We start from the raw sequence: 14,885 nt of genomic DNA, 5'->3' as shown, positions 1-14,885 counted from the left end.
AGGACCTCCTTTAATGAATCAACGGGTCGAAAGTATACCTATCGTCTGCCCCTTTGATTAGATATGGGTTAGTTCTCCAGATTTGTTGCGGTGAGTTATCGTCAACGTGGGAGGGCTATACTTTCCACTGTTATGTTTTACGAGACAAGGAGATGGTCCGTGGCTGACAACGTAGAGAGTCAGAAAGCGGTGGCTAAACCGGCCTCTCACGCTAAAAATGATTTTGAAAAGGACAAGTTCATTCTTAAGCAGCTTGTCACCAAAGATTTTAAGATTAAATATCGTCGCAGTGTTCTGGGTGTGGCATGGTCCGTGCTTAACCCGCTGCTGATGATGATTGTTATGTCGATCGTGTTTTCGACAATCTTCGCGCAAGGTCGCAATGGTTCTATTACGCCCGAAATGTATCCGCTTTACTTGATCGTCGGTAACGTGACGTTCTCTGTCATGTCCGAGTCGACGAACCAAGCGCTTATGTCCATCATTTGGGCTTCCTCTCTGCTTAAGAAGGTTAAGGTGCACCGTTGGGTCTTTCCGGTGCAGAAGGTGCTGTTCTCGCTCGTTAACTTCGCCTTCTCTTTGGTTGCCGTCGCCTTGGTTATGCTTTGGTTCCACGTGCTTCCCACCTGGCATTTAATTCTGCTGCCGGTTTGCTTGCTCCTGCTCATGTGTTTCTGCATGGGCTTGGGCATGATGCTGTCTGCGCTGGCGGTTTTTTTCCGCGATGTTATGCACCTGTGGACCGTTGTTATCACGGCCTGGATGTATCTGACGCCGATTTTCTGGACAACCGACTTCATTAGCAAAATGGCACATTGGATCCAGGTCCTTGTGGTTGTGAATCCCATGTACAACTACCTCCAGTTTATGCGTGATATCTTCCTGTTTAATACCGTGCCTTCTGCGCTTACCTTTGGGCTGTGTGCTGTTTGGGCTATTCTTGCTCTTGCTATTGGTTACGCCGTCTTTCACAAGACCGAGCACAAGTTTATCCTCTACATCTAAGGAGTGCTGCTCATGACTGAATCTGCTATTGATTACAGCAAGCAGCCCCTTGCTGTTGAGGTCAAAGACGTCACCATGATCTTTAACATGGCGTCCGAGTCGCTTACGAACCTCAAAGAGTATTTTATTAAGCTCGCGAAGCATGAGCTGTTCTTTGAGGAATTCCGTGCGCTTAAGCACATTTCATTTGATGTGCATCGTGGCGAGGTCGTTGGCCTTGTTGGTACTAACGGTTCCGGCAAGTCTACGATGCTCAAGATCATCGCTGGCGTTTTGGAGCCCAGCGAAGGTGAGGTTAAGGTTCACGGCAATATTGCGCCGCTGATTGAGCTTGGTGCTGGCTTTGACCCGGAGCTTACGGCTCGTGAGAACATCTATCTGAACGGTGCGCTGCTTGGCTATACCAAGGAGTTTATCGACGCTAGTTTTGACGAGATTATTGAGTTCGCCGAGCTTAAAGACTTCGTTGACATGCCCTTGAAGAACTTCTCGTCGGGTATGGTCGCGCGTATCGCCTTTGCTATCGCTACGATTACCGAGCCCGATATTCTCATCGTCGATGAGACGCTTTCTGTTGGCGATGTCTTTTTCCAGCAGAAATGCGAGCGCCGTATTCAGCACTTTATTGAGAGTGGCGACGTCACGGTCTTGTTCGTTTCTCACTCCATGGAGCAGGTTGAGCGTATTTGCCAGCGTGCTGTGTGGATCGAGAAGGGTGATCTGCGCATGGATGGTCCCGTGGACGAGGTCTGCAAGGCGTACCACGACCAGTTCAAGTAGGTTATAATTTATTGGCCGTGTGAACTTGTACCCGCTTGGACGCCCGGCTTTATGCTCCATTAGCTCAGTTGGATAGAGCAGGGGACTTCTAATCCCAAGGTCGACGGTTCGAATCCGCCATGGAGCACCAGAGAGTTTTTGAAGACCCGGTATAATGCCGGGTCTTTGCTTTTTGGGCATGTGGGCGTGCAGTGCTCCCTCAACAATAAGCCCGGTGTAGCATCGCTGCACCGGGCTTATTGCTTCTTGCGAATTTGGTTGTCGTTCTCGAGTCGTTGAGCTCCCTACGCCTCTGTCGGCACCACGCCCAGCTCGTTGCGGACGAGCTCGAAGGCGGCGGCGATGGCCTTGTCCATGTCGTAGTACTTGTAGCCGCCCAGGCGACCGGCGAAGACCACGTCGCCCTCCTGCGCCGCCAGCTCCTCGTACTGCTTGTAGAGGGCCTCGTTCTTGGCGTCGTTGATGGGGTAGTAGGGCTCGTCGCCGGGCTTCCAATCCGCCGGGTACTCGCGCGTGATGACGGTCTTCTCCTGCGTGCCGAACTCGAAGTGCTTGTGCTCGATGATGCGGGTATAGGGGACCTCGCGCTCGGTGTAGTTGACCACGGCCACGCCCTGGTGGTCCTGCTCGTCGAGTGTCTCGGTCTCGAAGCGCAGGCTGCGGTACTCGAGTGTGCCCAGCTTAAAGTCGTAGAACGAGTCGATGGGGCCGCAGTAGATCGTCCTGGCGGCGATATCGGGCTCGGCGGCGGCCAGCTCCTTGTACTCCACGCCGCAGCGCACCTCGACGCCCTCGAGCATGTTGGCGACCATCTTGGTGTAGCCGCCCATGGGGATGCCCTGGTAGCGGTCGTTGAAGTAGTTGTTATCGTAGGTGAAGCGGCAGGGGAGGCGCTTTATGATGCTCGCGGGCAGGTCCTTGCAGTCGCGGCCCCACTGCTTCTCGGTGTAGCCCTTCACGAGCGTCTCGAAGATGTCGCGGCCGACGAGCGACAGCGCCTGCTCCTCGAGGTTTGTCGGCTCTCCGATGTTCTCGGCGGCCACCTGCTCGGCAATCTTGGCCTTGGCATCTGCCGGCGTGACGACGCCCGGCCACATCTTGGCGAAGGTGTTCATGTTGAAGGGCATGTTGTACATGTTGCCGTGGAAGTTGGCTACCGGCGAGTTGACGTAGTTGTTGAACTCGGCGAAGCGGTTGACGTAGCCCCAGACGTCCTTCATGGAGGTGTGGAAGATGTGCGCGCCGTAGCGGTGGACTTGGATGCCCTCGACGTCCTCGGTGTAGACGTTGCCGGCGATGTGGTCGCGGCGGTCGATGACCAGAACCGACTTGCCGGCGCGCTTGGCGGCATTGGCGAAGACGGCGCCCGAAAGGCCGGCACCGACGACGAGGTAATCGTACTGGGACATGGATATGCTCCTTTGTATGTCGATTGGACAGTTACTTTAGTTTAGGGACAAACATATCTGATGTCTTTGTCCCAGGGATTAGTGTAGCAGATGCTCTTTCAACATCTCTAGCGCATGTGCGTAGCCCTTCAGGCCCTCGCCGGTGATGGTGGCGAAGCAGGCTAGGCGTGCATAGCTCACCTGGCGGAAGTCCTCGCGGGTCTCGACGGCGCTGATGTGGACCTCGACGGCAGGGATGGCGACGGCCTTGAGGGCGTCGAGGATCGCGACGCTCGTATGCGTATAGGCGGCCGGGTTTATGACGATGCCGTCGACCTTGCCGCAGGCCTCCTGGATCTTGTCGACGATGCTGCCCTCGTGGTTAGACTGGAAGACCTCGACCTCGTCGAAGCCCTGTGCGGCGCCCGCTTCCTGGCAAATCTGGACCAGGCGGTCGTAGTTGTCGCTGCCGTAGATGCCCGGCTCGCGAATGCCGAGCATGTTTAGATTGGGGCCGTTGATGACGAGTGCTTTCATGGTTGCTTCCTTTGCGGTTGAAAAACCACCACAAAGGTGCCTGTCCCCTTTGTGGTGGTTTTGGTTAGAGAGCGGGTGGGAGGGTGTCGAGGAGGGCATGGGCGGTGTTGGCAGCGCAGTCGCGTGAGTCGATGATGTAGTCGGCCCAAGCGCGATAGCGCGGCATGCGCTGTTCGGCCAGCTTATCGATGCCGTCGCGCGCGGTGATGGGGCGGCCCTTGTGGGCGAGCTCGTCGAGCTTGCGGTTGAGCATCACGATCTGGCTATTCTGGTGCAGCAGCGGGTAGTTCTCGTCGCGCGTGACCACGCCGCCGCCGGTGGAAAGCACCAGGCCGCTGCGCTTGGAGATGTCGGCCAGCGTAGCCGTCTCCTGTTCGCGGAACGCCGTCTCGCCGCGCTCGACGATAAAGTCGGCGCAGGGCATGCCCAGACGCTTCTCAAGCGCGGCGTCCAAGTCGATGTGCTCGCGACCCGTGCGCAGGGCAATCTGCTCACCCACGCGGGTTTTGCCCGAGCCCGGCATGCCAATCAGGGCGATGTTCTGCTCTTGGCGCGACAGGCGCTCCGTTACGTCCAGGATACGCTCGCGCGGGGTGACCTGGCCGGTATAGCGCTCGACGGCCTGTGCCGCCTGGGCCACGAGCATCAGCAGACCGCCGATGCAGGGGATACCGCGGCGCTCGGCCTCGAGCATGAGTCCCGTGCGGGCGGGGTTGTAGACAATGTCGATAACGCCTTCGAGCGCATCGAGCCCTTCGAGCGTGCAAGGCGCGTCGGGGCAGTGGGGGAACATGCCGGCAGGCGTGCAGTTGACGAGCAGGGCGGCGTCGGACTGCTGCGCGATATTGCCGTAGTTGACCTCGCTCGTGCGACCCACGGGCACAACGATGGCGCCCAGATCTCCCAGCACCATACTTGCCGTGGTGCCTGCACCGCCAGTGGCTCCGAGCACGAGAGCCTTCTTGCCGGCAACCTCTACGCCCAATTCCTCGACTAGGCACTGAAAACCGAAATAGTCAGTGTTGTCACCGCGCAGGCGGCCGTCGGGCAGGCGTGTGATGGTGTTAACGTTGCCCATGCGCTCGGCCAGCGGGCTCAGCTCGTCCAGGTACTCCATGACGGCGCGCTTGTAGGGGATGGTCACGTTGGTGCCCTCCCACTCGTCGCCCCTCATAAAGGCCGCGAGGTCCTCGGGCTCGCGCTCAAAACGCACGTACTCAAGCCCCGCCAGCTCCTTGTAGATGGTCGGGGTGTAGCTGTGGCCCAGCACGCGGCCCAGCACGCCATAGGGACGGGTTGCGGCGGTATCGGTCATCTAGAGCACCTCCGTGTAGCTGCCAAAGTAGGTAAAGCTCTCGCACACGTCGTCGATGGAATCGAGCAGGTCGTCGAGTGCCTTGCTGCCAAAGGGGCAGTCCAGGTCAAAGTAGAACATAAACTCAAAGTCGCGGCCGGGGATGGGGCGGCTCTCGAGCTTGATCAGGTTGATGTTGAGTGCGTAGAAGCGCTCGAGCACGCGATAGAGGGCGCCCGGCTCGTTGGCCGTGGTGATCATGAGCGAGGTGCGATTAGCGCCGGGGTAGACGCGCGGCTCGCGGCTGATGACGACAAAGCGCGTGTAGTTGTTGTCCGAGTCCTGGATGTTGGATTCCAACACCTCCATACCATACAGCGCGGCACAGCTGCGCGAGGCGATAGCGGCGACATCGGTACGCTCGGAGCTGGCGACCATCTCGGCCGACATGGCCGTGTTAGGGTACTTGGTGGCGTGCAGGTCTTGGGACTCGATAAAGCTAGCGCACTGCGCGATGGCCTGACCGTGGCTGTAGACCTCGCGTATGTCCGCGAGCTTGGTGCCGGGCTTGACGAGCAAGTTGTGGTCGATCTTGAGGCGAAGCGAGCGCACGATGTGGAAGTCGAACTGGGCGAGCAGGTCGTAGACGGCGTTGACCGAGCCGGCGGTGGAGTTCTCGATGGGCAGCACGCCAAACTCGCAGAACCCGTCGCGTACGGCGCGCATGACGCCCTCGAAGGTCTCGAAGAACGCAATATCCGGCACGTCGAAGAGCTTGCACGCGGCGATTTGACTGTAAGCGCCCTCAACGCCCTGGCAGGCAACGGTGGCCGTTTGAGGGAAGGGCGTGTCGGAGGCTGCAGCCGTGGCGTGTGCCTTTTGCGAGACAGTGATGCCCTTGAGCTCGTTGATGTAGCGCTGCTGCTCGGCCTTGCTCATGCTCATGAGGAGGCGGAACAGGGTGATGGTCTGCGCCTCGTAGCGCTCGGGCGCGCGGCTGGCGAGATTGTTGAGCTTGGAGCGCTCACGGGCGGGGTCGAAGACGGCCTTGCCCATCTCGATCTTTGATTTGGCGACCTCGGTGGCAATGTCCATACGCTCGACAAAGCTGTTGAGGAGCGTGGCGTCGATGCCATCGATGGCCTGGCGAATATCGGCAAGGTCCATGGAGGCCCCTTTCGTGAATCGTTGCCTGGGGTGGGCGGATTAGCGCTGGCCTGTGTCCTCGAGGAGGGCGTCCCAGATGGCGAGGGCGGCGGCTGCTTCGGCTACGGGGACGGCTCGGGGGACGATGCAGGGATCGTGACGGCCGTGGACCGAGAGCTCGGCATTTTCCATAGCGTCCATGTCTACGGTCTGCTGCTCGCGGCCAATGGAGGGCGTCGGCTTTACGGCCATGCGCCACATGACGGGCACGCCGGTGGAGATGCCGCCCAGGATGCCGCCGGCGTTATTGGACTCGACCTCGATCTCGCCGGTCTCGGCATCAACGCGGTACGGGTCGTTGTTCTCGCTGCCGCGCATGGCGGCCACGGCAAAGCCCATGCCAAACTCCACGCCCTTTACGGCGGGAATGCCAAACGCGATTTGCGCGATGCGGTTCTCGATGCCGTCGAACATGGGGTCGCCGATGCCCGCGGGAAGCCCGTAGATGCCGCACTCCACGATGCCGCCGATACTGTCGAGCTCGTCGCGCGCGGCCAGAATCTCCTCGCGCATGCGGCCGGCTGCGGCGGCGTCAATGCACGGCAGATCGTTCGTAAGGATCGCCTTGCGGTCGGCCTCGCGATAGACCATGTCGTCCATCGGCAGGTCGGAGATGTCGCCGATCTGCGCCACATGCGCCATCACTTTAATGCCGCGGGCTTCGAGTGCCTGCAGCGCAATGCCGCCGGCGATGCACAGGGGTGCCGTTAGGCGGCCGGAGAAATGCCCGCCACCGGCGACATCGTGCATGTTGTGATACTTCACGCGCGCAGGGAAGTCCGCATGTCCGGGGCGGGGCTTGCGGCGCAGCTCGGAGTAATCCTTGGAGCGCGTGTTGGTGTTCTCGATAATCGCGGCGATGGGCGCGCCGGTGGTATGTCCATCGACAACACCGGCGATGATGTGCGCGGCGTCAGCCTCGCGGCGTTTGGTTGCGGTCTCGTCGCGACCGGGGGCGCGACGGTCAAGGAAGGCCTGCAGCTGCTCCTGGTCCACGGCGATGCCCGCCGGGATGCCATCGAGTGAGCAGCCGATGGCGGGGGAGTGCGACTGGCCGAAGATGCTTAAGTGCAAGACGTTGCCAAAGGTCGAGGACATGCTATTCCTCCTCGAGTGTGACCTTGCCGCCCAGCAGGCGGTAGTGGTCGAAGAAATCGGGATAGGACTTGTTGACGGCCTCGGCGCCGTGGATTACGACCTCGCCGGTGGCGCGGCTCGCGGCGATAGCGGCCATCATGGCGATGCGATGGTCGTTGTGCGAATCGACCTCGCCGCCGGTGAAGGCATCGACACCCTTGATGATGAGGTCATCGCCGGCAATGCGCACCTGCGCGCCCAGCGCGGTGAGCTCGCGGGTGGTGGTGACCAGACGGTCGGATTCCTTGATGCGTAGACGGGCGCAATCGCGGATAAAGGTGCGGCCCTGTGCCAGCGAGGCCACGGCCGAGATGACGGGCACCAGGTCCGGAATGTCGTGGGCACTCATCTCAAAGCCGGCGAGCTTGTCGGACTGCACGGTGGCGGCGTTGGTGGAGCGCACGATGCGGGCGCCAAAGCGCGAAAGCGCGGCAAGCACGTTACGGTCGCCCTGTGCGGAGCTTAGCGACACGCCCTCGACGGTGATGGGGTCGGTGCCGATGGCGCCGGCGCTCAGCCAAAAGGCGGCGTTGGACCAGTCGCCCTCGACGGCTACGCTGCCGGGCGTGCGGTACGAGCCACTGCTCACGCGGAAGTTCGTGACCTCGGGCTGGCCGTCCTTGGCCGGAATGCGCTCGACGTTGACCTCGACGCCAAAGGCCTTCATGGCCTGGATTGTCAAGTTGATGTAGGGGCGGCTCTCGATGAGGCCGGTTACCTGCACGCAGGAGGGCTGGGCCAGCAGCGGGGCTGCCAGCAGCAGGCCCGAGATGTACTGCGAGCTCACGTTGCCCGGAAGCATAAAGGTGCCCGGGCGCATGCGGCCGCTCGTCTTGAGCGGAAAACCGCCCAGACCCTGCAGGTCGCAGCCGGCGGCGATGATTTCGTCCGAGAGCGGGGAGAGCGGGCGGGCGCCTAGGCGACCTTGGCCCACAAAGGTGGCCTCCGCACCCAGCGCACAGGCGACAGGCAGCATAAAACGCAGCGTGGAGCCGCTCTCGCCGCAGTCGAGCGTGCCACCGGCAAGGGCCTTGAGCAGGCCAAACTCAACGCTCTTCATAGTGGGGTGGACCTGGAAGCCGTCCTCGACGGTCTCGATGCGAGCGCCGAGCGCCGTGAGGCAGCGGACCGTGGCCTCGATGTCGGCGCAGGTGGTGTTGCAGGCGACGTGTGTCTCGCCGTTGGCAAGCGCGGCGCAGATGATCAGGCGATGCGCCATCGACTTGGACGCGATGGCAGGAACGGTGCCCTTAAGCGGGGACGGGGTGATGCGGGCTAGCATGCGGATGCGTCTCCCTTCTGGCCGAGGCCCTCGGCAATGAGTTCGTGGAAAGTGGAAAGCGGCGTGCGGTCGATGCTGCAGCGGCCGATGTCGTGCGGAATCACCAGGTCGATGGTGTCGCCCGTGCGCTTCTTGTCGTGCAGCGCCTCGGCAAAGACGGCATCGGCATCTAGGTCGCAGCGGGTCTTGAGGCCATGGCGGGCGCAGAGCTCCTCAATACGACCGGGCAGTGCAGCATCGCAAACGCCGTGCAGGGCCGCTGCGCGCGTGATGATGCCCATGCCGATCGACACGCAGTTGCCGTGTCCGAGCTCAAAGTGCTCGCAGGCCTCGACGGCGTGTCCGGCGCTGTGTCCAAAGTTGAGCAGCTTGCGCTGGTTGGTCTCGCGCTCGTCGGCAACGACCACGGCGCGCTTGATGTCAATATTGCGGGCGATGATGAGCGCTACGCGGGCTACATCGCGGTTGAGTAGCTCCAGCGTGAGCGGGGTCTTCTCCAGCTCGGCGAAAAGCTCTGGGTCGGCGATCACGGCGTGCTTGACGACCTCGCCGCAGCCGTCGGCGAACTGCTCGGGCGTAAGGGTGGCCAGGCACCCCACGTCGGCGATAACCACATTCGGCTGCCAAAAGGCGCCGGCCAGGTTCTTGCCGGCAGCCAGGTCGATGGCGGTCTTGCCGCCCACCGACGAATCCACCATGGCGAGCAGACTCGTGGGGATCTGCACAAACTTGCAGCCACGCATGTAGGTGGCGGCCACAAAGCCCGCCACGTCGCCCACGACGCCGCCGCCGAGTGCCACGATCACGTCGGAGCGCGAAAGCTCGTGCTCGGCCACAAACTCCAAAATGGCAACATAGGTTTCGGCGCGCTTATGGGCCTCGCCGGCCTCGAAGGTGCAGATACTCACCTCGTAGCCTGATGCCTCCAGGCTCTGCTTAACGGGCATCTGGTAGAGCGGGCCCACGTTGGTGTCCGTCACGATGACGGCCTTGGTGCCGCCGGCAGTGGCGCGCACAAGCGGTCCCGCCTGCTCCAGCAAAAACGTGCCAACATGCACCTGGTAGGGGCGTGCGGTGTCGATATCGATGGTAATCGCCATAAGCTTCGGTCCTTTCGACCTGGCGTGATAGGTGGTCTAGTGGGAGGCCTCGTCGTCGAGCGCGCGCTTAATGCGGTCGCCCTCGGCAAGGAGATTCTCCAGATAGCGCTGGTCGCGGTCCTTGAGCGCACGGCTGTAGGCGCCAAGCGACTCGATCAGATGGTCAATCTCGAAGGCGAGCGCGTCGGCGTCGTCGATCATGAGCTCGGACCACATTTGCGGGTTGAGGTGCGCCACGCGGGTGAGATCGCGGTAGCTACCGGCCGAAAAGCCGTGGTGGACCTGGGCGGTCGGGCTCTTTACGTAGGCGTTGGACACCACGTGCGCAAGCTGGCTCGTGAAGGCGATGACGCGGTCGTGCTCGGCGGCGCTGGTCACGCTGAACTTGCCAAAGCCCAAGGGGCGCACCATCTCGCGCACCTGGCCCAAGAGCTCCAGCTTAAGGGCATCGTCTACCGCGGGCGGAACGAGCACCAGGGGAGCGCCCTGGAACAGGTCGGCGCGGGAGTGCGCGTAGCCCGAGAACTGGGTGCCCGCCATGGGGTGCGCGCCCACAAAGTAAAAGCCGTTCTCGCGGGCAAGCTCAAAGGCGCGCTCGCACACGATGCCCTTGACGCCCACGGTGTCGATCACCACGGGACCCATGATGGCGTCGGTGTCAGTGGCGTCGGCGAGCGCCTGGGCGTGCGCCTCGAGCCACTCGATGCATGCCTCGGGATAGCAGGCAAGGACGATGATGTCGCATTCGCCGAGTGTCTTGTCGTTGAGCTCTCTGGCGACAGTGCCCATGCTGGCGGCCGTCATGACATCGTCATCGGGGTCCCAGGCCAGCACGCGGACGCCCGCCTGCGCATAGCCGCGGGCAAAACTGCCGCCGATGAGGCCAAGGCCGACGATGCCGGCACACTTGGGGCCGCCCTGGTTAACGCGCGCGTTTCTCACCGTACCCATGGGCTACTCCATGGTCTCTTGGCAGACAACCTCGCGGATGGCTCGGATGCGGCGCATGGTGTCGTCGAACTGATCGGGGGTGAGGGCCTGGGCGCCGTCGGACCAGGCGCGGCTCGGCTCGTCGTGGACCTCGATCTCCAGGCCGTTGGCGCCGCAGGCGGTCGCGGCGAGCGCCATGGGCTCAACGTAGCGGGTGTAGCCGGTGGCGTGGCTGGGATCGGCGACGACGGGCAGGTGCGACAGGTGGTGCAGCACCGGCACGGCGTTGAGGTCGAAGGTGTTGCGGGTGCGGGTCTCGAAGGTGCGGATGCCGCGCTCGCACAGGATGACGTTGTCGTTGCCCTCGCTCATGATGTACTCGGCTGCCATGAGCAGCTCGTCGATCGTGCCGGACATACCGCGCTTGAGCAGGACCGGGGTCTTGGTCTTGCCGACCTCTTTGAGCAGAGGGAAGTTCTGGGCGTTGCGGGCGCCGATCTGCATGACGTCAATCTTCTTGTCCAAGAAGACCTGCACGTCGCGTGGATCCATGATCTCGGTGACGATCGGCATGTCGAGCTCGGCAGACGCCTCGCACAGCAGGTCGAGGCCGGCGGGGCCCATGCCCTGGTAGGCGTAGGGGGAGGTGCGGGGCTTGTAGGCACCGCCGCGCAGCATCGTGGCGCCGGCGGCCTTCACGCGGCGTGCGATGCGGATGAGGTTCTCGCCCTCGACGGAGCAGGGACCGGCGATGACCTGGAACTGGTCGCCGCCGATCTTGACGCCGTGACCGCAGTCGATGACGGAGTCCTCGGGGTGGAACTTGCGGTTGGCGCGCTTGAACGGCTCGGAGACGCGCTGCACGCGCTCGACGACATCCATGGACTCGAGCAGGAACGGGTCGATCTTGGTCGTATCGCCCACCAGGCCGATAATCGTCTCATTCTCGCCGCGCGAGACATCGGTCTTCAGGCCCTTTTTCTCAATCCAGCTGACGATATGGCCGACGGCCTCGTCGCTGGCGCTCTGCTTTAAAATTGCAATCATGGTGTGCCTCTCACCTCGATGGATAACTTTTGCAAAAACGGCCCGCATCGCGAGCCGTGTATATATGGTGCATGAGAGTTTATACTATCTGACTCGCTTTTGCCTTCTAAAGTGGGCCGTTGCGCCGCGTCTTCCTCGGAATTGCAAAGCTTTTTCTTTTATTTTGATAGCCCGTGGTGCACTTGGGTATAATGCCAAACGTTGGCCCTATTAGCTCAGGGGATTAGAGCGTCTGCCTCCGGAGCAGAAGGCCGTTGGTTCGAATCCAACATGGGGCACCATCGAACGTAAGACCGTCCGAACCTCGCATGGTCCGGGCGGTTTTTCTTATACCGACGCGACGTGATGGGACGTGGTATGGCAGCAACGGATATCGAGCGCGGACTCTCGACCGCCGAGGTCGAGGAGCGTATCGCCGCCGGTAAAATCAACCGCAACATGGAACTCAAGACCAAGTCGGTCAAAGAGCTCATCATCGAGAACCTCTGCACGCTGTTCAATTTGATCAACGTGATCTTGGCTTTCCTGGTCATTTTGACCGGTTCGTTTAAGAATCTGACGTTCCTGTTTGTGGTGTTCCTCAATACCGCTATTGGCGTCATTCAATCCATGCGGTCCGAGAAGATGGTCGATAAGCTCACGCTGCTGACCTCCAAGAAGGCCATCGCGGTGCGCGACGGCGCCGAGGTGGAGCTCGACCTGGACCAGATCGTGCTCGACGACATCATCCGCCTGGGGCGCGGCGACCAGATTCCCGCTGACGCCGTGGTGGTTTCGGGCGAGGCGCTCGTGAACGAGAGCCTGCTGACGGGCGAGAGCGACCTTATTAAGAAACAGCCCGGTTCCGAGCTCATGAGCGGCAGCTTTATCGACTCGGGCCTGCTGCGCGCCCGCGTGATCCATGTCGGCGCCGACAACTACGTGGCTAAAATTAATAACGAGGCGAAGTACGTCAAAAAGGTCAATTCCGAGATCATGAACGCGCTTAACGCCATCGTGCGCTTTGCGAGCATCATCATGATCCCGCTCGGTTTGGCGTTGTTTGCCTCGAGTGTGAGCGAGCTGTGGGATGCCGCGGGAACCCCGGGCGATAGTGCGCTTTCGTGGTGCTTCTCCGAGCTGTTGGCTGGTCATGTGCCTTCGTCGGCGCTGCTGTCCACGGTGGGCGCCCTGCTGGGCATGATCCCGCAAGGCCTGGTGCTGCTGACCTCGTCGGTGCTCGCCATCGCCACGGTGCGCCTGGCCCGCCGCAAGGTGCTGGCGCAGCAGCTCTACTGCATCGAGACGCTCGCTCGCGTCGACGTACTGTGCCTGGACAAGACGGGCACCATTACCTCGGGTCGTATGGAGGTCGAGGGCACCTACCCGCTGCCTGTTGAGGGTGTTGGCTTTGGCGTGGACTCGGACGAGGCGGCTGTTCCCGTCGATACCACGGTGCTCGATTTTGCGCTGGCTAACGTGGCACGTGCGACCTCGGCCGATGCCAACGAGACATGCCAGGCGCTGCTCAACTATTACGCCGATCGCCCGGTCGAGGTGTCCGAGCCGCTGTCGGTCATTCCATTCTCGTCGTCTAAAAAATGGAGCGGCGCTTCGTTTGCGCAGGGCTCCTATGTGATGGGCGCCGCGCAGTTTGTGCTTTCGGAGCGTGTGTTTTCGCAGGTCGAGAACCGTGTCGCCGAGCTTGCCGATACCTGCCGCGTGCTCGTGGTGGCGCGCGTGGACGGCTTTACGCCCGATGGGGATATGGTGGGCGAGGCCGAGCCCGTGGGATTTGTGACCATCCGCGACGAGATTCGTACCTCGGCGGCCGAGACCATCGGCTACTTTAACGAGCAGGGCGTGACCCTCAACGTGATCAGCGGCGACGACCCACGTACGGTGTCGTCGATCGCGCGCGTGGTGGGCGTGCCGGGGGCGGACGCTTATGTGGACGCCACGACGCTCGATACGCCGGCCAAGCTCGATGCCGCAGTGGACCGCTACCATGTCTTTGGTCGTGTGACCCCGCAGCAGAAGCGCGAGCTCGTGCAGGCGCTCAAGCGCCGCGAGCACACCGTGGCCATGACGGGCGACGGCGTCAACGACGTGCTGGCGCTCAAGGAGGCCGACTGCTCCGTCGCCATGGCGGCCGGCTCCGATGCCGCGCGCAACGTGGCCGAGATCGTGCTGGTCGACAACGATTTTGCCTCGATGCCCGCCGTGGTGGCCGAGGGCCGTCGCTCCATCAACAACCTGCAGCGTTCGGCCTCACTGTTCCTGACCAAGACGCTGTTCTCGATGGGCCTGGCGGCGCTGTGTTTCGCGCTGCCGCCGTACCCCTTCGAGCCCATCCAGATGACGCTCATTAACTTCTTCTGCATCGGCGCGCCGGGCTTTGTGTTGGGCCTGGAGCCCAACAATGCTCGTGTGAAGGGTGCGTTTTTGAGCAACGTACTCAAGCGTGCACTGCCGGCGTCGATTGCGGTCATTTTGGCTGCGACGCTCGATATCTTTGTGGCGCGCGTGTTTGGCTTTAGCCAGCTCACGCTGTCTACGATGTGCCTGCTTACGTCGTGCGCGGCGAGCGTCAGCCTGATCTGGCGCATCTCGCAGCCTCTCACGCCCTTACGTGTGGTGCTCTTTGTGTTTGTAGTCGCCGGCATCCTGGTGGGCGTTATCGGATTCCCGGAGCTGCTGTCTATTGCCAACCTGTCGATGGGCCAGATGGTTATCTTGGCTGTTATCGTGGTCTTTACCTGCTCGGTGTTCTTTAAGCTCGCCACGATGATGGATTCGCTCAAGCCGCGTCGTCGTCATGCCGCAACTGGTTTTGGCCGTGGTGTGCGCGTCCACCTGGGTCGCGGTGGCGGCAAGGTGAGCTCGACGGGTTCGACGGCCGAGCGTTTTGCCAAGCGCGTCGCCGCCGACATGGCGCAGCGCCGCGAAGATCGCACCGCTCGCGAGGCCGAGGCCCGTGCACTCGAGGGCGTGGCCCAGGCCCAGCCCAAGAAAAAGAGGAGTACCGGAGCCAAGCGCTCTCGCGTGACCAAGTCCGCCCAAGGCATCAAAGTCTCGATGCCAAGCAAAAAGAAGAAGTAACTACGCGCCCTGGCGATGTTGAATTGGTGCCTTGCTCCTGTGGGGCCGTGGCGATGTTATGCTCTAACCTCGATTGTTTGAATTGCTTCGAAAAGAGG

Annotated in this window: 12 protein-coding genes and 2 tRNA genes; 5 read left to right on the top strand and 9 right to left on the bottom strand. The window is 61.6% G+C overall.

Features of this window, described 5'->3' with window-relative positions; translation table 11 throughout:
• Positions 1-159: 159 nt before the first annotated feature.
• From AB5750_RS02510 to AB5750_RS02500, 3 genes are all read left to right on the top strand, one after another.
• Positions 160-1,005, top strand: a complete 846-nt coding sequence (locus tag AB5750_RS02510; RefSeq protein WP_368145404.1) for an ABC transporter permease — start codon at positions 160-162, stop codon at positions 1,003-1,005.
• A 12-nt stretch (positions 1,006-1,017) separates the two neighbouring features.
• On the top strand, positions 1,018-1,785 hold the full coding sequence (locus AB5750_RS02505; RefSeq protein ID WP_117776189.1) for an ABC transporter ATP-binding protein: 768 nt from the start codon (positions 1,018-1,020) through the stop codon (positions 1,783-1,785).
• Between the two features lie 53 nt (positions 1,786-1,838).
• Positions 1,839-1,915 (top strand) — tRNA-Arg (locus AB5750_RS02500).
• A 154-nt stretch (positions 1,916-2,069) separates the two neighbouring features.
• On the opposite strand, the gene glf is transcribed toward AB5750_RS02500, so the two are convergent.
• The 9 genes from glf to aroF all read right to left on the bottom strand — a co-directional run bounded on the left by glf (position 2,070) and on the right by aroF (position 11,706).
• Complete coding sequence (gene glf / locus AB5750_RS02495; RefSeq protein WP_368145405.1) at positions 2,070-3,194, bottom strand: UDP-galactopyranose mutase; 1,125 nt, start codon at positions 3,192-3,194, stop codon at positions 2,070-2,072.
• Positions 3,195-3,272: 78 nt separating this feature from the next.
• Positions 3,273-3,710 (bottom strand): type II 3-dehydroquinate dehydratase, encoded by a 438-nt coding sequence (gene aroQ / locus AB5750_RS02490; RefSeq protein WP_368145406.1) that lies wholly within the window; start codon positions 3,708-3,710, stop codon positions 3,273-3,275.
• Between the two features lie 64 nt (positions 3,711-3,774).
• The gene (locus AB5750_RS02485) at positions 3,775-5,025 is read right to left on the bottom strand and encodes a shikimate kinase (protein WP_368145407.1); all 1,251 of its coding nucleotides are present in this window, start codon (positions 5,023-5,025) and stop codon (positions 3,775-3,777) included.
• Positions 5,026-6,171, bottom strand: coding sequence for a prephenate dehydratase (gene pheA, locus AB5750_RS02480; protein ID WP_368145408.1), 1,146 nt, complete (start codon positions 6,169-6,171; stop codon positions 5,026-5,028).
• Positions 6,172-6,210: 39 nt separating this feature from the next.
• Positions 6,211-7,308 (bottom strand): chorismate synthase, encoded by a 1,098-nt coding sequence (aroC, locus tag AB5750_RS02475; RefSeq protein WP_368145409.1) that lies wholly within the window; start codon positions 7,306-7,308, stop codon positions 6,211-6,213.
• Position 7,309: 1 nt separating this feature from the next.
• The gene (gene aroA, locus AB5750_RS02470) at positions 7,310-8,629 is read right to left on the bottom strand and encodes a 3-phosphoshikimate 1-carboxyvinyltransferase (protein ID WP_368145410.1); all 1,320 of its coding nucleotides are present in this window, start codon (positions 8,627-8,629) and stop codon (positions 7,310-7,312) included.
• Complete coding sequence (gene aroB, locus AB5750_RS02465) at positions 8,623-9,729, bottom strand: 3-dehydroquinate synthase (protein ID WP_368145411.1); 1,107 nt, start codon at positions 9,727-9,729, stop codon at positions 8,623-8,625. The genes aroA and aroB overlap by 7 nt, the downstream gene beginning before the upstream one ends.
• A gap of 36 nt (positions 9,730-9,765) precedes the next feature.
• Positions 9,766-10,680: a prephenate dehydrogenase gene (locus AB5750_RS02460; protein WP_368145412.1), complete on the bottom strand. Its 915-nt coding sequence runs from the start codon at positions 10,678-10,680 to the stop codon at positions 9,766-9,768.
• Between the two features lie 3 nt (positions 10,681-10,683).
• Complete coding sequence (gene aroF / locus AB5750_RS02455; protein WP_195503099.1) at positions 10,684-11,706, bottom strand: 3-deoxy-7-phosphoheptulonate synthase; 1,023 nt, start codon at positions 11,704-11,706, stop codon at positions 10,684-10,686.
• Positions 11,707-11,910: 204 nt separating this feature from the next.
• Here aroF and AB5750_RS02450 point away from each other — a divergent pair.
• Both AB5750_RS02450 and AB5750_RS02445 read left to right on the top strand, forming a co-directional pair.
• A tRNA-Arg gene (locus tag AB5750_RS02450) sits at positions 11,911-11,987 on the top strand.
• A 76-nt stretch (positions 11,988-12,063) separates the two neighbouring features.
• A complete protein-coding gene (locus AB5750_RS02445) occupies positions 12,064-14,787 on the top strand; it encodes an HAD-IC family P-type ATPase (protein WP_368145413.1) in 2,724 nt (907 codons plus the stop codon).
• Positions 14,788-14,885 lie beyond the last annotated feature (98 nt).

Origin of the sequence: Collinsella aerofaciens, assembly GCF_040926185.1 — a bacterium.
GTDB classification, from domain to species: Bacteria; Actinomycetota; Coriobacteriia; order Coriobacteriales; family Coriobacteriaceae; genus Collinsella; species Collinsella aerofaciens_BC.
The sequence above is the reverse complement of the archived record's forward strand: the minus strand, read 5'-3'. Positions and strand labels throughout refer to the sequence as shown.

Excerpts from the sequence above, each read along its gene's own strand:
- AB5750_RS02505 (WP_117776189.1), top strand. The coding sequence starts at position 1,018 with ATGACTGAATCTGCTATTGATTACAGCAAGCAGCCCCTTGCTGTTGAG.
- glf (WP_368145405.1), bottom strand. The coding sequence starts at position 3,194 with ATGTCCCAGTACGATTACCTCGTCGTCGGTGCCGGCCTTTCGGGCGCC.
- aroQ (WP_368145406.1), bottom strand. The coding sequence starts at position 3,710 with ATGAAAGCACTCGTCATCAACGGCCCCAATCTAAACATGCTCGGCATT.
- AB5750_RS02485 (WP_368145407.1), bottom strand. The coding sequence starts at position 5,025 with ATGACCGATACCGCCGCAACCCGTCCCTATGGCGTGCTGGGCCGCGTG.
- pheA (WP_368145408.1), bottom strand. The coding sequence starts at position 6,171 with ATGGACCTTGCCGATATTCGCCAGGCCATCGATGGCATCGACGCCACG.
- aroC (WP_368145409.1), bottom strand. The coding sequence starts at position 7,308 with ATGTCCTCGACCTTTGGCAACGTCTTGCACTTAAGCATCTTCGGCCAG.
- aroA (WP_368145410.1), bottom strand. The coding sequence starts at position 8,629 with ATGCTAGCCCGCATCACCCCGTCCCCGCTTAAGGGCACCGTTCCTGCC.
- aroB (WP_368145411.1), bottom strand. The coding sequence starts at position 9,729 with ATGGCGATTACCATCGATATCGACACCGCACGCCCCTACCAGGTGCAT.
- AB5750_RS02460 (WP_368145412.1), bottom strand. The coding sequence starts at position 10,680 with ATGGGTACGGTGAGAAACGCGCGCGTTAACCAGGGCGGCCCCAAGTGT.
- aroF (WP_195503099.1), bottom strand. The coding sequence starts at position 11,706 with ATGATTGCAATTTTAAAGCAGAGCGCCAGCGACGAGGCCGTCGGCCAT.
- AB5750_RS02445 (WP_368145413.1), top strand. The coding sequence starts at position 12,064 with ATGGCAGCAACGGATATCGAGCGCGGACTCTCGACCGCCGAGGTCGAG.